This is a genomic window from Litchfieldia salsa (assembly GCF_900104555.1).
GTDB lineage: Bacteria > Bacillota > Bacilli > Bacillales > Bacillaceae_L > Litchfieldia > Litchfieldia salsa.
This window is the reverse complement of record NZ_FNJU01000002.1, coordinates 129,627-150,238: the sequence shown is the minus strand read 5'-3', so window position 1 is coordinate 150,238 and position 20,612 is coordinate 129,627. Positions and strand designations below refer to the sequence as shown.

General features: G+C 37.2%; 16 protein-coding genes. 15 read left to right on the top strand and 1 reads right to left on the bottom strand.

The features are described 5' to 3' along the window. The first annotated feature begins 256 nt into the window (after positions 1-256). From BLQ56_RS04550 to pyrE, 8 genes are read left to right on the top strand one after another with little or no spacing between them, the layout of a single operon-like run. A complete protein-coding gene (locus BLQ56_RS04550) occupies positions 257-1,162 on the top strand; it encodes an aspartate carbamoyltransferase catalytic subunit (protein WP_090850405.1) in 906 nt (301 codons plus the stop codon). After that, entirely contained in the window at positions 1,156-2,442 is a 1,287-nt protein-coding gene (locus BLQ56_RS04545; protein ID WP_090850403.1) for a dihydroorotase, read from the top strand. Before BLQ56_RS04550 ends, BLQ56_RS04545 begins: the two co-directional genes overlap by 7 nt. Beyond that, positions 2,439-3,542, top strand: coding sequence for a carbamoyl phosphate synthase small subunit (locus tag BLQ56_RS04540; RefSeq protein WP_090850401.1), 1,104 nt, complete (start codon positions 2,439-2,441; stop codon positions 3,540-3,542). The genes BLQ56_RS04545 and BLQ56_RS04540 overlap by 4 nt, the downstream gene beginning before the upstream one ends. Then, positions 3,527-6,739: a carbamoyl-phosphate synthase large subunit gene (carB, locus tag BLQ56_RS04535; protein WP_090850399.1), complete on the top strand. Its 3,213-nt coding sequence runs from the start codon at positions 3,527-3,529 to the stop codon at positions 6,737-6,739. Before BLQ56_RS04540 ends, carB begins: the two co-directional genes overlap by 16 nt. Then, the gene (locus tag BLQ56_RS04530) at positions 6,736-7,515 is read left to right on the top strand and encodes a dihydroorotate dehydrogenase electron transfer subunit (RefSeq protein ID WP_090850397.1); all 780 of its coding nucleotides are present in this window, start codon (positions 6,736-6,738) and stop codon (positions 7,513-7,515) included. Before carB ends, BLQ56_RS04530 begins: the two co-directional genes overlap by 4 nt. Then, positions 7,512-8,453, top strand: coding sequence for a dihydroorotate dehydrogenase (locus tag BLQ56_RS04525; protein ID WP_090850395.1), 942 nt, complete (start codon positions 7,512-7,514; stop codon positions 8,451-8,453). Before BLQ56_RS04530 ends, BLQ56_RS04525 begins: the two co-directional genes overlap by 4 nt. Then, positions 8,425-9,141 carry an orotidine-5'-phosphate decarboxylase gene (gene pyrF / locus BLQ56_RS04520; RefSeq protein WP_090850393.1) on the top strand — a complete coding sequence of 239 codons (717 nt, stop codon included), beginning with the start codon at positions 8,425-8,427 and terminating at the stop codon, positions 9,139-9,141. The genes BLQ56_RS04525 and pyrF overlap by 29 nt, the downstream gene beginning before the upstream one ends. Further along, positions 9,138-9,767 carry an orotate phosphoribosyltransferase gene (gene pyrE / locus BLQ56_RS04515; RefSeq protein WP_090850391.1) on the top strand — a complete coding sequence of 210 codons (630 nt, stop codon included), beginning with the start codon at positions 9,138-9,140 and terminating at the stop codon, positions 9,765-9,767. Before pyrF ends, pyrE begins: the two co-directional genes overlap by 4 nt. 46 nt (positions 9,768-9,813) lie before the next feature. On the opposite strand, the gene BLQ56_RS04510 is transcribed toward pyrE, so the two are convergent. Next, entirely contained in the window at positions 9,814-11,523 is a 1,710-nt protein-coding gene (locus BLQ56_RS04510; RefSeq protein ID WP_090850390.1) for an Rqc2 family fibronectin-binding protein, read from the bottom strand. A 400-nt stretch (positions 11,524-11,923) separates the two neighbouring features. Between BLQ56_RS04510 and BLQ56_RS04505 the strand changes: the two genes are divergently transcribed. From BLQ56_RS04505 to priA, 7 genes are all read left to right on the top strand, one after another. Next, a complete protein-coding gene (locus tag BLQ56_RS04505) occupies positions 11,924-14,599 on the top strand; it encodes a calcium-translocating P-type ATPase, SERCA-type (protein WP_090850388.1) in 2,676 nt (891 codons plus the stop codon). Positions 14,600-14,725: 126 nt separating this feature from the next. Beyond that, positions 14,726-15,601 (top strand): YicC/YloC family endoribonuclease, encoded by an 876-nt coding sequence (locus tag BLQ56_RS04500; RefSeq protein WP_090850386.1) that lies wholly within the window; start codon positions 14,726-14,728, stop codon positions 15,599-15,601. Between the two features lie 74 nt (positions 15,602-15,675). Then, the gene (gene remA, locus BLQ56_RS04495; RefSeq protein WP_090850384.1) at positions 15,676-15,939 is read left to right on the top strand and encodes an extracellular matrix/biofilm regulator RemA; all 264 of its coding nucleotides are present in this window, start codon (positions 15,676-15,678) and stop codon (positions 15,937-15,939) included. A 15-nt stretch (positions 15,940-15,954) separates the two neighbouring features. Further along, positions 15,955-16,572 carry a guanylate kinase gene (gene gmk, locus BLQ56_RS04490; protein ID WP_090850382.1) on the top strand — a complete coding sequence of 206 codons (618 nt, stop codon included), beginning with the start codon at positions 15,955-15,957 and terminating at the stop codon, positions 16,570-16,572. A 1-nt stretch (position 16,573) separates the two neighbouring features. Then, positions 16,574-16,813 (top strand): DNA-directed RNA polymerase subunit omega, encoded by a 240-nt coding sequence (gene rpoZ / locus BLQ56_RS04485; RefSeq protein ID WP_090850380.1) that lies wholly within the window; start codon positions 16,574-16,576, stop codon positions 16,811-16,813. A gap of 121 nt (positions 16,814-16,934) precedes the next feature. Then, a complete protein-coding gene (gene coaBC / locus BLQ56_RS04480) occupies positions 16,935-18,143 on the top strand; it encodes a bifunctional phosphopantothenoylcysteine decarboxylase/phosphopantothenate--cysteine ligase CoaBC (RefSeq protein ID WP_090850378.1) in 1,209 nt (402 codons plus the stop codon). Beyond that, positions 18,140-20,554: a primosomal protein N' gene (gene priA, locus BLQ56_RS04475; RefSeq protein ID WP_090850376.1), complete on the top strand. Its 2,415-nt coding sequence runs from the start codon at positions 18,140-18,142 to the stop codon at positions 20,552-20,554. Before coaBC ends, priA begins: the two co-directional genes overlap by 4 nt. The last annotated feature ends 58 nt before the right edge of the window (positions 20,555-20,612 follow it).

Below are 20,612 nucleotides of genomic sequence, written 5' to 3'. Positions count from 1 at the left end.
CCCAATAGGTCCTGTGAGACTCTGTTGAGGTAATAACATAAAATTGAAAAAGTAAAGCCTTTTAAACAAGTCCTGTGAGACTTATAAGGGTGTCGTTTTGGCATAAAGGGATATTATTATCCAATTTTAACCAAGACACAAAAACACCCTATCTGCTAATTAAGATAGGGTGTTTTTTTATAGTAATCTTTATTGAATCAGCACACTCGGTAGCGCATATTACCAAACTTGAGATTCCAAAAATGGAGGTATAATAATGAATCATTTATTAACAATGAATGAATTATCCATCACTGAGATTAATGAAATTCTTGAAGATGCCGAAAAATTTAAGAACGGTAAAAAATGGGGTGTTGAGCAACAAACATTTATTGCGAATCTCTTCTTCGAACCAAGTACTAGGACGAAATTCAGTTTTGAAGTAGCTGAGCGAAAAATGGGTTTTGAGGTCTTGAACTTTGAAGCTGCAACATCAAGTGTTCAAAAAGGTGAATCATTGTATGACACAGTTAGAACACTTGAGGCAATTGGAGCAAAAGCAGTGGTTGTTAGACATCCACAAGACGAGTATTTCAGAGAACTTAATGGGAAGGTTAATATTCCGATTATTAATGCGGGTGACGGATGTGGACATCATCCAACTCAATCGTTGTTAGATTTACTAACAATTAAGCAGCAGTTTGGAAGATTCAGCGGCTTAAGAATTGCAATTATTGGTGATATCAGACATAGTCGTGTTGCTCGTTCTAATGCAGAAGTACTAAATAGACTTGGGGCAGAAGTGGTATTTTCTGCTCCGAACCAATGGCAAGACAGTACAAATCCATATGGCCGATATGTTCACATTGATGAGGCAATCGAAACATCTGATGTTGTTATGCTCCTTAGAATTCAACATGAACGCCATGATGAAGCTATGGGGTTAACGAAGGAAGAATATCATTCTTTGTTTGGTTTAACAGTTGAACGTGAAAAAAGAATGAAATTAGGAAGTATCATTATGCATCCAGCACCATTCAATCGTGATGTTGAAATTGCAAGTGTATTAGTTGAATGTGATCGCTCAAGAATCTTCAAGCAAATGGAAAATGGAGTATTTGTCAGAATGGCTGTATTAAAACGAGCTTTACGAGTAGCAAAAGAAGGAGTGGTTGTATGTTAAAGCTATTAGTTAATGGAAGAGTATTAAATAAAATAGGTGAATTAGAGCAAGTTGATTTGAAAATTGAGAATAATAGAATCATAGAAATAGGTGAAAATTTAGACCAAGCGAACTGCGAAATCATTGATGTAAAGGGTAATCTTATTTCAGCAGGATTTATTGATGTCCATGTTCATTTACGTGAACCTGGTGGAGAGCATAAAGAAACGATTGAAACAGGCTCACGTTCAGGAGCAAAAGGAGGATTCACAACGATTGCAGCAATGCCTAATACAAGGCCTGTTCCAGATAGTGTAGATCAAATGAACAAATTACAAGCAAGAATTAAGGAAACAGCACATGTTAATGTCTTACCATATGCGTCAATTACAATACGTGAATTAGGGGAAGAGCTTGTTGATATGGAAGGTCTAAAGAACGCAGGAGCGTTTGCATTTACAGATGATGGAGTGGGTGTTCAATCTGCTGCGATGATGCTTAAAGCAATGAAGAAGGCTGCATCAATCAATATGCCTATTGTTGCTCACTGTGAAGAGAACACGTTGATTAATAAAGGTAGTGTTCATGAAGGAGTCTTCTCTGAGGCAAATGGACTTAATGGAATTCCAGCAGTCTGTGAATCAGTTCATATCGCTAGAGATGTCTTATTAGCAGAAGCGGCAGAATGTCATTACCATGTATGTCATATTAGTACGAAAGAATCTGTAAGAGTGGTAAGAGATGCAAAGAGGGCAGGGATAAAGGTAACCGCGGAAGTAACACCACACCATTTATTATTATGTGATGAAGACATTCCAGGACTTGATCCAAATTATAAAATGAATCCCCCTTTACGTGGTAAGCTTGACCGCGATGCATTAATAGAAGGATTACTTGATGGAACAATTGACTTTATTGCAACAGATCACGCACCACACACTGCTGAAGAAAAAAATGAAGGAATGCTTCTTGCACCGTTTGGAATTGTAGGACTTGAAACAGCTTTTCCATTACTATATACACATTTTGTGGAAACAGGAAAGATTACTTTACAACAATTGATTGCATACTTAACAGTTAAGCCTGCTGAAACTTTCGGACTTGAACGAGGGCGTTTAGAGGTTGGAGAGATAGCCGATATCACCATTTTAGATCTAAATGAAGAACAAACGATTAATCCAGATACATTCTTATCAAAAGGAAGAAACACACCATTTACTGGCTGGAACTGTAAGGGATGGCCTGTAATGACTTTTGTAAATGGGCAAATTGCTTGGGAGAAGGGGAGCGTCTTAGTATGAAACGACAACTAGTATTAGAAGATGGAACAGTATTTGTTGGTGAAGGTTTTGGAAGTGAAGAAAATACAATTGGTGAGGTTGTATTTAATACAGGAATGACAGGTTATCAAGAAATCCTTTCAGATCCATCTTACTGTGGTCAAATCGTTACATTGACTTACCCTTTAATCGGAAACTATGGAATTAACCGTGATGATTTTGAATCAATTAATCCAGCTATTAGTGGTTTTATTGTAAAAGAAGCTTGTGATCATCCTTCAAACTTTAGAAATCAATTCACCTTAAATGATTATTTTAAATCAAAAAATATCCCTGGATTAGCGGGGATTGATACAAGAAAATTAACTAGAATTATTCGTCAACATGGCGCGTTAAAAGGTGCTTTTTGTGGAATGGATGCAAACATTGAAGAGGTAATTTCACGCTTAAAGGGACACAACTTGTTAACAAATCAAGTAGAAAAAGTATCAACCAAAAGTGCATACCCAAGTCCAGGTAGAGGACACCGAGTGGTCTTAGTTGACTACGGAATGAAACATGGGATTTTACGTGAGCTAAATAATAGAGATTGTGACGTTATTGTTGTTCCTTATAATGTCACTGCCGAGGAGGTTCTTTCGTTAAGTCCTGATGGAATCATGTTAAGTAATGGACCTGGAGACCCAAAGAGTGTGCCACAAGCACTTGAAATGATTAACGGGGTATTAGGTAAAGTTCCATTATTCGGAATTTGTTTAGGACACCAGTTGTTCGCGTTAGCAAATGGTGCTGATACAGAGAAGTTAAAATTTGGTCATCGCGGGTCAAATCACCCAGTTAAAGACTTATCAACTGGAAAGGTTGCGATTACCTCACAGAATCACGGTTACACAGTGAACGAGGAATCCTTAAAGAATACAAATTTAGAAGTAACTCATATAGCACTAAATGATGGAACAGTAGAAGGTTTACGTCACAAAGAACTCCCAGCATTTACGGTTCAATATCATCCAGAGGCTTCACCTGGACCTGAAGATGCAAACAGTTTGTTTAATGAGTTTCTACAGATGATTGAAACTAACAAGAAGAAAGCAGGGGAAAAATTATGCCAAAACGCGTAGATATTAATAGTATTCTAGTAATTGGATCAGGTCCAATTGTAATTGGGCAAGCAGCTGAATTTGACTATGCAGGTACACAAGCATGTATCGCGTTAAAGGAAGAAGGCTATAAGGTAATCCTGGTAAACTCAAACCCTGCAACAATCATGACGGATACAGAAATTGCAGACAAGGTCTATATTGAACCATTAAATCTTGAATTTGTAAGTCGAATTATTCGTAAAGAACGTCCTGATGCAATCCTGCCAACACTTGGTGGTCAAACGGGTCTCAACTTAGCGGTAGAATTAGCAAACTCTGGTGTGTTGGATGAGTGTGGTGTAGAAATCCTAGGAACAAAATTATCTGCAATTGAAAAAGCTGAAGATCGTGACTTATTCCGTAATTTGATGAATGAATTGAACGAACCAGTTCCTGACAGTGACATTATCCATACATTAGAAGAAGCATATACCTTTGTTGAAAGAATTGGCTATCCAGTAATTGTCCGACCTGCATATACACTAGGAGGAACTGGTGGGGGAATTTGTGATAATGATGAAGATTTAAAGGAAATCGTGACAAGCGGTTTAAAAAATAGCCCAGTAACACAGTGTTTGTTGGAAAAGAGTATTGCAGGCTTCAAGGAAATCGAATATGAAGTGATGCGTGACTCAGCCGATAATGCAATAGTTGTATGTAATATGGAAAACTTTGATCCGGTTGGAGTTCATACTGGTGATTCGATTGTAACAGCGCCAAGTCAAACATTAAGTGACCGTGAGTATCAAATGTTACGTAATACATCCTTGAAAATCATTCGCGCTCTTCAAATTGAAGGTGGTTGTAATGTTCAGTTAGCATTAGATCCACATAGCTTTAACTATTATATTATTGAAGTGAATCCACGTGTAAGTCGTTCATCTGCTCTTGCTTCAAAAGCAACTGGATACCCAATTGCTAAGCTAGCAGCAAAAATTGCAGTTGGACTTACATTAGATGAAATGATCAACCCTGTTACAGGAAAAACCTATGCATGCTTTGAGCCGGCACTTGATTATGTAGTCACAAAAATCCCGAGATGGCCTTTTGATAAGTTCGAATCTGCTAACAGAAAATTAGGGACGCAAATGAAGGCAACAGGAGAAGTCATGGCAATCGGGCGAAATTTTGAAGAATCAATATTGAAGGCAGTTCGCTCACTTGAAGCAGATGTTTATCACCTTGAACTTAAGGACGCAGCCACTTTTGGAGACGATATAATCGAAAAGAGAATTCGTAAAGCTGGTGACGAACGACTATTCTATATTGCAGAGGCAGTAAGAAGAGGAGTAACGATTGAAAGAATCCATGAATGGAGCCAAATCGATTTATTCTTCCTTCATAAAATTCAAAATATCATTAACTTTGAAGCCGAGTTAAAAGAGAACAAAGGTGATAGTGAATCACTAATAAAAGCTAAGAAAATTGGGTTCTCTGATTATATAATTGCAAAATTATGGGGAATGACAGAGGATGAAATTTATCAAATTCGTATGGATGAAAAGATCACTCCAGTTTACAAAATGGTTGATACTTGTGCAGCAGAATTTGAGTCATCAACAGCTTATTTCTATGGAACCTATGAGGATGAAAATGAATCAATTGTTACCGACCGCAAAAGTGTTGTTGTTTTAGGTTCTGGGCCAATTCGAATTGGTCAAGGTATTGAATTTGATTATGCTACTGTTCACTCAGTATGGGCGATTAAAGAGGCGGGTTATGAAGCCATTATTATCAATAACAACCCTGAAACAGTATCAACTGATTTTAGTATCTCTGATAAGCTTTATTTTGAACCATTAACACTTGAAGATGTTATGCATATTGTTGAAATGGAAAAGCCTGAAGGAGTTATCGTTCAATTTGGTGGTCAAACAGCAATTAATCTTGCAGAAGGTCTTTCGGCAAGAGGGGTGAAAATCTTAGGTACATCCCTAGAGGATATGGATCGTGCCGAAAATCGTGATAAGTTTGAACAAACGATTAATCAACTTGGTGTACCGCAACCAAAGGGCAAAACTGCTACATCGGTTGAACAAGCAGTGCTGATTGCCGAAGCGATTGGATATCCAGTTTTAGTGCGTCCGTCTTATGTACTTGGTGGTAGAGCGATGGAAATCGTTTATAAAACAGAAGAATTATTACATTACATGGAAAATGCTGTAAAGGTTAATCCTCAGCACCCAGTATTAATTGACCGTTACCTTACTGGTAAAGAAATAGAAGTTGATGCAATCTGTGACGGTGAAACAGTGTTTATCCCTGGGATTATGGAACATATTGAACGTGCAGGTGTCCATTCAGGTGATTCAATTGCTGTATATCCACCACAAAGTCTATCAAATGAAGTGAAAGAGCAAATTATTAATCATACAATCTCACTTGCTAAGGGATTAAAAATTATAGGTCTACTCAATATCCAGTTTGTAATCAGCAAAGAAATTGTTTATGTACTAGAGGTAAATCCACGTTCAAGTCGAACAGTACCATTTTTAAGTAAGATTACGGGAGTGCCAATGGCTAATCTTGCAACTAAAGTTATCCTAGGTACTTCTCTAAAAACACTAGGTTTTACGACAGGATTACACCCTGAAAGCGAAGGCGTTTATGTAAAAGTTCCAGTGTTCTCATTCGCAAAACTTAGAAGAGTGGACATCTCTCTTGGACCAGAAATGAAATCAACTGGTGAAGTAATGGGGAAAGATTCTACACTTGAAAAAGCCTTATACAAAGGTCTTGTTGCAGCGGGCACAAAAATTTCGACTCATGGCTCAGTGTTAATGACAATCGCTGATAAGGATAAAGAAGAGGCCTTAGATATTGCAAACAGATTTTATGCAATTGGGTATAAGATCTTAGCTACAAGTGGAACTGCAAGCTTGATTGAACAAGCAAATATTCCAGTAACAGTTGTTAATAAAATTGGCTCAGAGGAAAAGAACTTAATAGATGTAATTCGTCAAGGTGAAGCTCAATTCGTCATCAATACGTTAACAAGAGGAAAGCAGCCACTCAGAGATGGATTTAAAATTCGTCGTGAATCTGTGGAGAATGGTGTAGCATGTTTAACTTCATTAGATACAGCAAAAGCAATTCTAGGAGTATTAGAATCTATGACATTTTCTAGTGAAGCAATGCCTAAAATTGTGAAAGCTCGTGAGGTGACATTCTCTTGATCAAAAAAGAAAATATGGTAGTCGTTAGTCAACGTGGTATTGCTGAGAATATTTTCGAGCTTATCTTAGAGGGCGAATTGGTTAAGGAAATAAAAGAGCCAGGTCAATTTGTTCACTTAAAGGTAAGCGGCAGTACAGATCCATTACTACGCAGACCAATAAGCATTGCTAATGTAGATAAAATAAACAATCAATTTACAATGATATATAGAAGTGAAGGGCTCGGAACTCGAGTCCTTTCTTCTAAGCTACCAGGCGATTTAGTAGATGTATTAGGTCCACTAGGTAATGGGTTCCCTCTTGCTGCAACCGAGAGTGGGGAAACAGCCTTATTAGTTGGAGGCGGAATCGGAGTGCCCCCTCTATATGAATTATCACAACAATTGGTTGCGAATGGAGTCAAGGTAATCCATGTACTTGGATTTCAAACAAGCTCTGCTGTCTTTTATCAAGAGAAGTTTGAAAAGCTAGGTGATACCTATGTAGCTACTGTTGATGGAAGCTGTGGGGAAAAAGGGTTTGTTACAGATGTGATAAAAAAACAAGGGATTATTTTTGATACCTTATACTCTTGTGGACCAACACCAATGTTAAAAGCGTTGGAAGCGAGCTATCATGACCGTAACGCATATATTTCGCTGGAAGAACGTATGGGATGTGGAATTGGTGCTTGTTTTGCTTGTGTTTGCCACACGGCTGAGGATCCAACAGGGTTTTCTTATAAAAAAGTCTGTAGTGATGGACCAGTATTTAAAGTTGGGGAGGTCGTACTTTGAGTAGATTACAGATGGATTTACCAGGCTTAACGTTAAAAAACCCAATTATGCCTGCGTCAGGATGCTTTGGATTTGGGAAGGAATATGCTCAGTTTTATGATCTTAGTCTGCTTGGTGCAATTATGATAAAGGCGACGACAGCAGAACCGAGATTTGGGAACCCAACACCTAGAGTGGCTGAGACTACCTCTGGTATGCTTAATGCGATTGGTCTTCAAAATCCTGGCCTTGAAAAGGTATTAGAAAATGAACTACCATGGTTAAATCAATTTGATGTTCCAATACTCGCGAATGTAGCAGGATCCCAAGTTGACGATTATGTTCATGTAGCTAGAGAAATCTCGAAAGCTCCCAATGTGCATGCGTTGGAATTGAATATCTCATGTCCTAATGTTAAGACAGGTGGGATTGCCTTTGGAACGATTCCTGAAGTAGCTGCAGATTTAACTAAGAGAGTAAAAGAAGTTTCTGAGGTTCCTGTCTATGTCAAGCTATCGCCTAATGTATCAAATATCGTTGATATGGCAAAAGCAGTTGAACATGCAGGGGCTGATGGATTAACAATGATTAATACACTCATTGGAATGAGAATTGATTTGAAAACAGGGAAGCCTGTACTTTCTAATCGAACGGGTGGACTTTCAGGACCTGCTATTAAGCCAGTGGCAATTCGTATGATCTATGAAGTGAGCCAAGCTGTATCGATCCCTATAATCGGAATGGGTGGTGTTGAAACAGCAGAGGATGTACTTGAATATTTTTATGCGGGTGCTAGTGCAGTTGCAGTAGGAACCGCAAACTTTATCGATCCATTTGTCTGTCCGACCATTATTGAGGAATTACCGAAACTACTAGATGACTTAGGTATTGATCATATCTCTGAATGTATTGGAAGGAGCTGGGGGAAAGATGCAAAGACCATTAATTATAGCTCTTGATTTTCCAGGATTAATTGAAACAGAGCGTTTCTTGGCGCAATTTAATTCAGAACAATTATATGTAAAAGTTGGGATGGAGCTTTTCTATCAAGAAGGTCCAGCTATGATTCATCGTTTAAAAGAGCATGGTCATTCTATCTTCCTCGATTTAAAGCTACATGATATCCCCAATACAGTGAAGTCTGCGATGAAGGGACTAGCCAGATTAAACGTCGACCTTGTTAATGTCCATTGTGCAGGCGGATCTATAATGATGGAAGCTGCTCTAGAAGGATTGGAACAAGGTACCGCAGTAGGTCAAAAGCGTCCTACTATTATTGGGGTAACTCAACTTACGAGTACTTCGGAAAAAACAATGAATGAAGAATTACTAATTGAACGCCCTTTAAATGATGTAGTAGTCGAGTATTCTCAGTTAGCTAAGAAGAGTGGCCTAGATGGTGTAGTGTGTTCTTCACTTGAAGTACCTCTCATTCGTGATGTGCTAGGAAACGACTTCGTCACTGTTACACCAGGTATAAGATTATCAACAGATGAAAAAGGTGACCAAACTAGAGTTGTTACACCTGGAAAAGCAAGGGAGCTTGGTTCAACAGGAATCGTTGTTGGAAGAAGTATTACAAACGCAGAGAAGCCATTAGAGGCTTACTTTAAAATTAAAAATAGTTGGGAAGGGGTAACAGTATGAGTAAAAAAATAGCAAGTCATCTATTAGAAATAGGTGCAGTCTTTCTAAAGCCTAATGACCCTTTCACATGGTCTTCAGGGATTAAATCTCCTATCTATTGTGACAATCGCTTAACAATGTCATATCCCCAAGTAAGAAAGGATATAGCAGAAGGATTAGCCTCATTAATTCAAACGAATTTCTCAGATGCCCAACTAATCGCAGGTACTGCGACAGCGGGAATACCTCATGCTGCTTGGGTTAGTGATCTATTAAACTTACCAATGTGCTATGTGCGTAGTAAAGCAAAGGAGCATGGTAAAGGTAACCAAATAGAAGGAAAAGTAGAACAAGGCCAAAAGGTTGTCGTGGTTGAGGATTTAATCTCAACAGGAGGAAGTGCAATAACGGCTGTGAAAGCACTAAGGGACGCTGGCTGTGAAGTGCTTGGAGTTGTAGCTATTTTTTCTTATCAATTAGAAGCAGGAACAAAGAAGCTCTCAGAGGCAGAAGTGAAAGCTGTTTCGTTAAGTGATTACTCAACACTTGTGGAAGTAGCAGTTGAAAAGAAGATGATATCAAGTAATGATATCGAAAGCTTAAATAACTGGAAAGCAAACCCTTCAGAGTGGTTAACTGTAAAATAATATGTACATGCAAAGAGGGTAACGTTGTTGTCACCCTCTTTGTCATTTATTTTCTTAACTTTAATACTAAGTCTTCATTTGGTGTTACATAGACAGTATTTTGGTTGTCATAAATCACATAACCAGGTTTAGAGCCGTTTGGTTTTTTTACGTGTCTAATTAGTGTGTAATCAACCGGCACTGAAGCTGAATGTTTGGCCTTACTGAAATAAGCAGCTAAATTAGCAGCCTCTAGAATGGTTTCATCTGAGGGTTCTTTGCTTTTAATTACGACATGTGACCCTGGTATATCTTTAGTATGTAGCCATATGTCGTCACGAGCAGCTAGTTTGTTGGTCAGAAATTCATTTTGTTTATTATTTTTACCAACAAGTATATCTGTACCATCACTCGATGTGTATTTCTCAAGTACCGGCTTTTGAGGCTTTGGTTGTTTTTTGTTTTTTTGTTGTCTACTTCTTAAATAGCCTTCTTCAATTAATTCTTCTCTAATTTCCTGCAAATCTTTAGGCGAAGCAGATTCAATCTGTTGATAAAGAGTGTCGAAATAGGAAATTTCTTCCTCTGTTTTTTTAATTTGGTCCTCTACAATTGAAATTGAGTTTTTTGCTTTTTGATATTTTTGAAAAAACTGTTGCGCATTATCAGAAGCGGATTTCTGTGGATTTAAAGGAATGAGAATCGTTTCTTGATCTTCTGTATAATAATTAACGACCTCTATTTCCTTTGAACCTCTAACAATACTATACATATTTGCAGTAACTAACTCTCCAAACAATTTATATCGATCAGCTTTTCCTGCATCATCTAATGTTTTCTTTAACTTAACAATTTTCTTTATATTCTTGTTTCGCTCGTTTGAAATAAATCGTTCAAGATCATTTCCTTGCTGTTTAACTCGATCACGTTCAGCTTTCCCATAATAAAAACGATCTAACATTTCACTCAAAGTTGAAAATACTTTCCTATCTCCATCAATATGTTGTAAATCTATCATATAATAATATTCCTTTTTCGGACTTACAATTACTAATGGCGTATATTCTTTTTGATTAATTAGGTTTATGAGTGATAGGAAGGCACTCGGTAAAGTCGTACGGTTAACTAACCCAGCTCTAAAAATTACTTCTTTGGAAAATAGTGGAGAGATCCCTGCAAATTGTTCAACGATTTGCTGATCGACTTTTCCGGCATTAAAATTTATTTTCCTTAAAATGTCTTCTTCACCTATACTTAATGGATTTACTTTTTGTTGGATAGGTGGTGCTACATACCCTTGTCCAGGCATTATGGTACGGTGTCGATTAACCGCTGGTGAAACATGTTTAATACTATCTAAAATTACTTGTTTATCCTTATCAACGAGAATAATGTTGCTATGTCTTCCCATAATCTCAACAATTAACTGTTTATAGGATTCATCACCAATTTCATTGCGACTTTTTATCGTAAAAACAATAATTCGATCAAGCTCCATTTGTTCTATATTTTCAATCATCCCACCTTCTAAATGCTTTCTTAATAACATGCAAAACATTGGTGGTTCACTTGGGTTTTCATAGTTTTCATTTGTTAAATGAATTCTCGCGTAACTTGAATGTGCAGAAATAAATAATTTGTGATTTTTTCCTTGTGCGCGAATCTGTAGTACTAATTCTTGTTTATATGGTTGATGTATTTTTGAAATTCTCCCTGAAATTAAAGCTGTTTTCAGTTCGTTTGTGACTGCGTGTGTAAAAATGCCATCGAAGGCCATGAGTTAAGCACCCTTTTCTATTTTCTAGTAATTTGGTTACGCGGTTTTCCTTAAAGTTTATTGTTGTTTTAGACTTAAAACATTGAAATGGTAATTCTAAGCAGGCTCAATACACGTAGACTCCTGCGGGACCAGTGACCAAAGTGAGACCCCACAGGAGCATTTGCGACGAGGAGGCTCACTGGTCACCCGCCGGACGCGGAGTGTATTCAGCCTGCGGGTTTAAAAGCAACAATTTATACAAAACCGCCTTTGGTTAAGACATCCTTTCAAAAGTATAGCATTTTTTGGGACGAGGCTGAATAAGCTTTCAATGAACAATCTATTTTTTGTTTACTTTGCTTTATTTAAATAAGAAATTCCCATGTAGATTTATGAGCGAGGAGTGTGTGATGATCGGATGAACTGGTATCAGATGGAGACTGATAAGGTAGAAGAAACAATGAATACTGATATTCAAACAGGTTTATCAGATAAAGCTGTGAGAGAAAGACAAAAACAATACGGCTTTAATGAATTAAAGGAGGCTGAACGACCTTCAGCATTATTGGTGTTTCTAGAACAGTTTAAGGATTTTATGGTAGTTGTTTTGCTTGCTGCTACGTTAATTTCTGGTTTATTGGGAGAGTATATCGATGCAATAGCGATTATTGCAATTGTCTTAATTAATGGCTTCTTAGGATACTTTCAAGAAAGAAAGGCAGAAAAATCCTTACATGCACTAAAGGAATTATCAGCTCCTCAAGTAAATGTGTTAAGAAACAATCAGTGGGTTAAAATCGCGTCAAAGGAACTAGTGATTGGAGATTTAATTAAGTTTGCTAGTGGAGACCGCATCGGTGCGGATTTGAGAATCGTAGAAACAAAGAGTCTTGAAATTGAAGAGTCTGCTCTAACAGGTGAATCTTTACCAGTTTCCAAGAAGGTACAGCCAATACATAGTGAAAATATTTCTCTTGGAGACCAAGAGAATATGGCATTTATGGGTACGATGGTTACAAGAGGAAGTGGAATCGGGATTGTTGTAGGTACTGGAATGGATACTGCAATGGGTCAAATCGCAGATCTTCTACAATCAGCAGAAACGATGATTACACCGCTACAGAGGAAACTAGAACAGCTTGGAAAAATATTAATAGTAGTAGCATTATTACTAACTTTACTTGTTGTTGTTGTTGGAGTTATACAAGGTCATGAAATTTATGAAATGTTTTTAGCGGGTGTTTCACTTGCGGTAGCAGCAATTCCTGAAGGTTTACCGGCAATTGTAACGGTTGCTTTATCACTTGGCGTCCAACGAATGATTAAGAAAAAGTCAATTGTTCGTAAGCTTCCAGCGGTTGAAACATTAGGATGTGCTTCTGTTATTTGTTCAGATAAAACAGGTACAATGACTCAAAATAAAATGACGGTTACTCATCTATGGTCTGGGGGGGAAACCTGGCAAGTTGGTGGTACCGGTTATGAACCTCAAGGTGGTTTTTACAAGGAAGAAGATGAAGTAGACCCAAAGCAAATAAAGTCACTACATCAATTGTTAACATTTGGATCTCTTTGTAATAATGCACAGCTATTAATAAAGGATAAAGAGTATGTCATTGACGGAGATCCAACAGAAGGCGCACTATTAGTTGCAAGTCTAAAAGCAGGATTAAGTAAAGAACAGCTAGCATCTCAGTTTAAGATTGAACATGAATTTCCATTTGATTCCTCAAGGAAGATGATGAGTGTCATTGTAAAAGACAATGTGGGCAACAGATATGTCATCACAAAGGGTGCACCTGATGTATTGTTGAATAACAGTGAATCAATTTTATGGGAAAATAAGCAGCAATACTTAACTGAAAAATATAAATCTAATGTCAAAGAGGCGATTGAGAAGCTAGCCTCCGGTGCACTTAGAACCATTGCAGTCGCTTTTAAACCACTACCAGAAAACAAACAGATTGGTTCTGAGTTTGAGGTGGAAAAGGATCTTACTTTTATAGGATTACAAGGGATGATTGATCCACCAAGACCTGAGGTTAAACTAGCAGTCAAGGAATGTAAGGATGCTGGGATTAAAACGGTCATGATTACTGGTGATCATGTTATTACTGCAAAGGCTATCGCCACACAGTTAGGCATCTTACCTCGTGGAGGGAAAGTTTTAGACGGTTATGCACTATCTTCTATGACAGTAGAAGAATTAGAGGATATCGTTGATGATGTATATGTCTTTGCTCGAGTTTCACCTGAACACAAACTTAAAATAGTAAAAGCATTCCAGAAAAATGGACATATTGTTGCGATGACAGGTGATGGTGTTAACGATGCGCCTGCGATTAAAGCTGCTGATATTGGAATTGCTATGGGAATTACAGGCACAGATGTTGCAAAAGAGGCTTCATCCTTAGTTTTACTTGATGATAATTTTGCGACCATTAAGTCAGCGATTAAAGAAGGAAGAAATATATACGAAAACATTCGAAAATTTATACGTTATTTATTAGCATCTAACGTTGGTGAAATATTGGTCATGTTATTTGCGATGTTATTAGGTCTTCCACTTCCCTTGGTACCTATTCAAATTCTATGGGTGAACTTAGTGACAGATGGTTTGCCTGCAATGGCATTGGGACTTGATCAGGCGGAAGATAATGTAATGAAGCGAAATCCTCGAAGTCCTAAAGAAGGTGTATTTGCTAGAGGGCTAGGATGGAAAGTAATTAGTCGTGGTTTCTTAATTGGTATTGCAACTCTTATTGCATTTATGATTGTATACCACCGTGACCCAAATAACTTAGGATATGCACAAACTATTGCTTTTTCAACACTTGTATTAGCACAATTAATTCACGTGTTTGATTGTCGAAGTGAACGTTCAGTGTTTCATCGCAACCCATTCCAGAACATGTATCTAGTATGGGCAGTCATTTCGTCCTTGTTGTTAATGTTAGTTGTTATTTATTATCCACCATTACAACCAATTTTCCATACACAGTTTATTGATCCAAGAGATTGGTTATTAATCATCGGATTAGCTGCATTACCTACTTTTTTACTTGCAGGGTCACTATTATCGAGAAAAAAATAATAAGATATGTTATAATCCAAAAGGTAATGAGCTGTTGTGCTTATTACCTTTTTTTATGAAGTGGCTATTAATATGATATAATCAATGATAAAATATAATTTTAGCGTATTTTGGATGTGATGATTTATGATTGTAAGTATGACAGGTTTTGGCAGAGCCACAGAGTCGACAGCGGCATTGAGTGTTACTGTTGAAGTGAAGTCAGTAAACCATCGTTTTTGTGAAATTCAGTTAAGAATGCCTAGACAACTGATGGTTATTGAAGATAAAATTAAAAAGGCAGTCCATGAATACGTAAATCGTGGTAGGATCGAGCTTTTTTTAACAGTTGATGGAGAGGGCATTGTTAAGCGGAAAGTAGAAATTGACTGGGGTTTAATGGACAATTACTATGAACTCCTCACCCAAGTAAAGGGTCGATACTCATTAAAGGAAGATGTGACAATCGAAAGGTTAATTAATCTAGAGGGTGTTACTTCAATAGTTGAAGAAGAAACCGATTATCCAGAGTTGCAATCCTTTATTCTTAAAGCAGTCCACTCAGCTATGGACCAATTAAAAGAAATGAGAGAAGTAGAAGGTAAACAGCTTTATAATATAATAAAAGAACAAATCTTACATATTATGAACTTGGTTGAACAGATTTCACTTTTAGCTCCTACTGTCATTCAAAATTACCGTGATAGAATGATTAAAAAAGTGAGCGAATATGTTTCTGATACCATTGATGAAAGTAAATTTATAACTGAAGTCGCAATCTTTGCTGAGAAAGCAGACATTAATGAAGAGATAACAAGACTAAAAAGTCACGCAAGTCAGTTTATCGATACTCTTCAAAATAGTGGTGCAGTTGGAAGAAAGCTTGATTTCATTGTACAAGAAATGAATAGAGAAATTAATACAATTGGTGCGAAAGCGAATGACGAAAGCATTTCAATACTTGTAGTTGATATTAAGAGCTTGTTAGAAAAAGTAAAAGAGCAAGTTCAGAATATTGAATAGAAAATTTCATTTCCTGATTATGAAAGACTTCTAGCGGTAAAAATAGATTTTAGGGAAGTATTGGGGGAGCATGGATGAACATTAAATTAATTAATATAGGATTTGGAAATATTGTTTCTGCTAATCGTATTATCTCAATTGTAAGTCCAGAATCTGCTCCTATCAAAAGGACCATTCAAGAAGCTCGGGATCGAGGTATGTTAATTGATGCAACATATGGTAGAAGAACCCGTGCCGTGATTATTATGGACAGTGACCATGTGATACTCTCTGCTGTACAACCAGAAACAGTAGCTCAACGATTAACAAATAAAGATGACATACAAGATGAAGGGTAGGTATCATTAAATATTATGACTGAAAGAGGATTACTAATTGTCCTTTCCGGACCGTCAGGAGTTGGAAAGGGAACTGTTCGTAAGGAACTGTTTTCACAGCCTGATACTAAACTACAATATTCAATTTCAATGACAACAAGAAGTCCCCGTGATGGTGAATTAGATGGGATCGATTATTTTTTTAAATCTAGAGAAGAATTTGAAAATCTAATTGAGGCTGATAAATTATTAGAATGGGCAGAATATGTAGGGAACTATTATGGAACACCGGTTGATTATGTTGAAGAAACCTTGCAAAAAGGAAAAGATGTCTTTTTAGAGATTGAAGTTCAAGGTGCATTACAAGTACGTAAAGCTTTCCCAGAAGGACTGTTTATTTTCTTAATGCCACCTAGCCTTAGTGAATTAAAAAACCGAATTGTTACAAGAGGTACTGAGTCTGAAGACTTAATTAATAATCGAATGAAGGTAGCAAGAGAAGAAATTGAAATGATGGACGCATACGATTATGTGGTAGAGAATGACAAAGTTGAGCTTGCTTGTGATCGTATTATGTCAATTGTTACTGCGGAACATTGTAAAAGGGAAAGAGTATCACGTCGTTATAAAAAGATAATGGAGGCTGAATTTTAATATGTTATATCCATCAATAGATAAGTTAATGAATAAATTAGATTCTAAATACACTTTGGTGACTGTGGCTGCAAAAAGAGCACGTTTAATGCAACAAAACAAAGATCAAAGAATGGTAAAACCTCGTTCTCACAAGTTCGTTGGGAAAGCATTAGAAGAAATAGATGCAGGAGTATTAACTTACACATCTGAAAAAAATGACCATGTTGATACAACTCCAACGACTACTAACGCAGAATAATTTATGAGGGGCTGTCCAATAAGTGCCTGGCACTTTGCACATGGGACAGTCTTTTTTTAATTTTAGGAGAATTTGAAGACGCCTTAAGCTTTAAAGAGAAATTTGAAGATGGGGGATACGTATGCTTAATCAAAAGAAGATTTTGCTTTGTGTGAGTGGTGGGATTGCTGTTTATAAGGCAGCAGCATTAACAAGTAAATTAACACAGGCAGGTGCAAACGTAAAAGTTGTTATGACAGAATCTGCCAAAGAGTTTGTCTCACCACTTACTTTTCAGGCACTATCACGGAACGATGTATTTTACGATACATTTGATGAAAAGGACTCGCGAGTAATTGCACATATAGATTTGGCAGATTGGGCAGATTTAGTGATTGTTGCTCCTGCAACTGCTAATATCATCGGGAAACTTGCAAATGGTTTGGCAGATGATATGGTAACGACAACACTATTAGCAACAACTGCTCCAGTTTGGATCGCTCCTGCAATGAATGTACATATGTATGATCATCCAGCTGTACAAAAAAACATCCTTACACTTGCAAACTATGGATATCGTTTTATTGAGCCCTCAGAAGGGCATCTTGCGTGTGGATATGTTGGAAAGGGAAGGTTAGAAGAACCTGAAAAAATTCTTGAGATTCTGAATTCCTTCTTCGATACTTCAACAGATCGTTTGAAAGGTAAGAGAGTGCTAGTGACTGCAGGACCAACGAGAGAGATGATTGATCCTGTTCGGTTTGTATCGAACCATTCAACAGGGAAGATGGGTTATGCAATTGCAGAGGAGGCAGCAAAATCAGGAGCAGAAGTGCTTTTAATTTCAGGTCCAACTAGCCTTCCAGTGCCTACAAATGTAAAGATTATTCATATTGAGACAGCACAAGAGATGTTTGAACAAGTTATGGCAGTTTATGAAAATGTCGATCTTGTTATAAAAACCGCTGCTGTCGCAGATTATCGTCCAACGATAGTGATGAATAATAAAGTGAAAAAACAACCAGGCAACATTAATATAGAGATGGAAAGAACAATTGATATTCTAAAAACCCTTGGTGATCAGAAGAGAGGACAGCTCTTAGTTGGTTTTGCCGCTGAAACTGAACATGTAGAAGAGTATGCCAGAAAGAAATTAAATTCCAAAAACTTAGATATGGTTGTTGCGAATAATCTAACAGAGGCAGGTGCTGGTTTTGCATCTGAGACGAATATTGTGACGATGTATAAAAAGGATGGTACATCTACTAAGTTACCACTATTATCAAAGAAAGAAGTGGCTAAATGTATTATAGAAGAGGCTTCTAAACTATTAATGGATGAAAGTCGATGAAGACAGCACGTGTAGTAGTTGATGTTCCGGCCATGCAAACTGATCGTCTATTTGACTACTTGATTCCTCCAAAGTGGAACGATCTTATCGCACCAGGAATGCGAGTAATTGTTCCATTTGGTCCAAGAAAGGTTCAAGGGTTTGTAATGGAGATTAGTGAGACAACAGAAATCGAGAAATTAAAGGAAATCCATACAATTTTAGATTTAACTCCAGTTTTAACAAAGGAACTATTAGATGTAGGTAACTGGTTAACTGAGAAGACACTTAGTTTTAAGATATCAGCACTACAAGTCATGTTACCGGCTGCTATGAGAGCAAAATATGAAAAGGAAATTCGATTGACTTCAAATGAATTTTTGGAGAAGTTGGACCCAGTAATTAGTAAATGGTTTCAAATCAATCATGTAGTACCTTGGGAGCAAGTGGAGAAAAGCAATGAACTTACATTATTCCAAAAGGCAATACAGTCAGGTTCATTAGAAGTCGTTTACAAAGTAAAAGACCGTGCCTCCAAAAAGACAGTAAGGCATGTTTTACCAGTCTTATCAAAAGAGGAATTAATGGAGCTGTTAAAAACTCTTCCATCACAAGCAATAAAACAAAAGGAAACGATTGAATACTTTATAAAAAAACCTGATTCAGTTGAAATAAAAGACTTATTGAATATAGTAAATGGTACAGAGGCTTCGATCAAAACGCTTATTAAAAAAGGTGTGTTAAAACAGGTTAATGTTGAATCCTATAGAGATCCTTTTGAACATCATCACTTTGAACCAACTACTCCTCTACCGTTAACGAAAGAACAAACAAAGGTCATTACACCAATCCTACAATCCATTGAAGAAGATCAACATGAAGTATTTTTATTATATGGTGTAACGGGAAGTGGAAAGACTGAGGTATATTTGCAGTCAATCGAAACTGTGCTAAAAAAAGGACAAGAAGCAATTGTGCTTGTCCCAGAAATTTCCTTAACACCACAGATGGTCAAACGTTTTAAAGGACGATTCGGATCAAAGGTGGCTGTATTACATAGTGGATTAGGTACGGGTGAGAAGTATGATGAATGGAGAAAGATTCACCGAAAAGAAGTGAGTGTTGTTGTCGGTGCAAGGTCAGCTGTTTTTGCGCCGTTTGAAAATGTTGGAATTATTATTATTGATGAAGAGCATGAGACAAGCTATAAACAAGAAGACAATCCTCGGTACCATGCAAGGGATGTTTCTATATTTCGAGGACAATACCATAATTGCCCTGTAATTTTAGGTAGTGCAACCCCAACTCTAGAATCCTTTGCTAGAACTTCCAAGGATGTGTATAAATTACTAACATTAAGGGAAAGGGTGAATGATAGACCCTTACCAACAGTAGAGATTGTTGATATGCGTGAGGAATTAAAGGGCGGTAACCGGTCTATGTTCTCCACATCTCTATTTGAAAAATTAAATGATCGATTAGAAAAGAAGGAGCAATCGGTTCTCCTATTAAATCGAAGAGGCTATTCTTCATTTGTAATGTGTCGTGACTGTGGATTTGTAATGAATTGTCCACATTGTGATATTTCCTTAACATATCATCGTTCAAGTCAGTCGCTTAAATGTCATTATTGTGCACATGAAATTCCGATGCTTAAGACATGCCCTGAGTGTGATAGTGAGCATATTCGTTTTTTTGGAACTGGAACACAAAAAGTAGAGGAAGAATTAACAAAGATACTTCCCCAGGCAAGAGTCATACGGATGGATGTAGATACCACTAGTAGAAAAGGTGCGCATGAGCGACTTCTGAATGATTTTGGTGAGAGGAAAGCTGATATCTTACTTGGCACTCAAATGATTGCTAAGGGTCTAGACTTTCCTTATGTCACATTGGTCGGTGTTTTAGCTGCTGATACGATGTTGCATCTACCCGACTTCCGATCATCTGAAAAAACGTTTCAATTATTAACTCAAGTTAGTGGAAGAGCCGGAAGACATGAGTTGCTTGGAGAAGTCGTTGTACAGACTTATACACCAGAACATTATAGTATCCAATTAGCAAGTCATCATGACTATGATTCTTTCTACCAAAACGAAATGTCGATAAGAAGACAACATGCATATCCACCCTATTATTTTATGGCATTATTATCCATTTCGCATCCGGAGGTATTAAAGGTAGTTGAGGTGGCAGAGAAAATTACTTCTCATTTACGTAATTCTTTGTCAGAACAAGCGATTATTTTAGGGCCTGTTGCTTCACCAATTCCAAGGATCAATAATAGATATCGGTATCAATGCATGATAAAATACAAGCAAGAACCGAACTTAACGAAGCTTTTGAAACAAATCTTAACAAGATATCAAAGAGAAATCTCAGGCAAAGGGCTTGGTCTCTCTTTTGATCTTAATCCATACATTTTAATGTAACGATAAATATAAATTTCTTACTCTATGGTAATAATTAGTAGTATTACTACACGAGAAT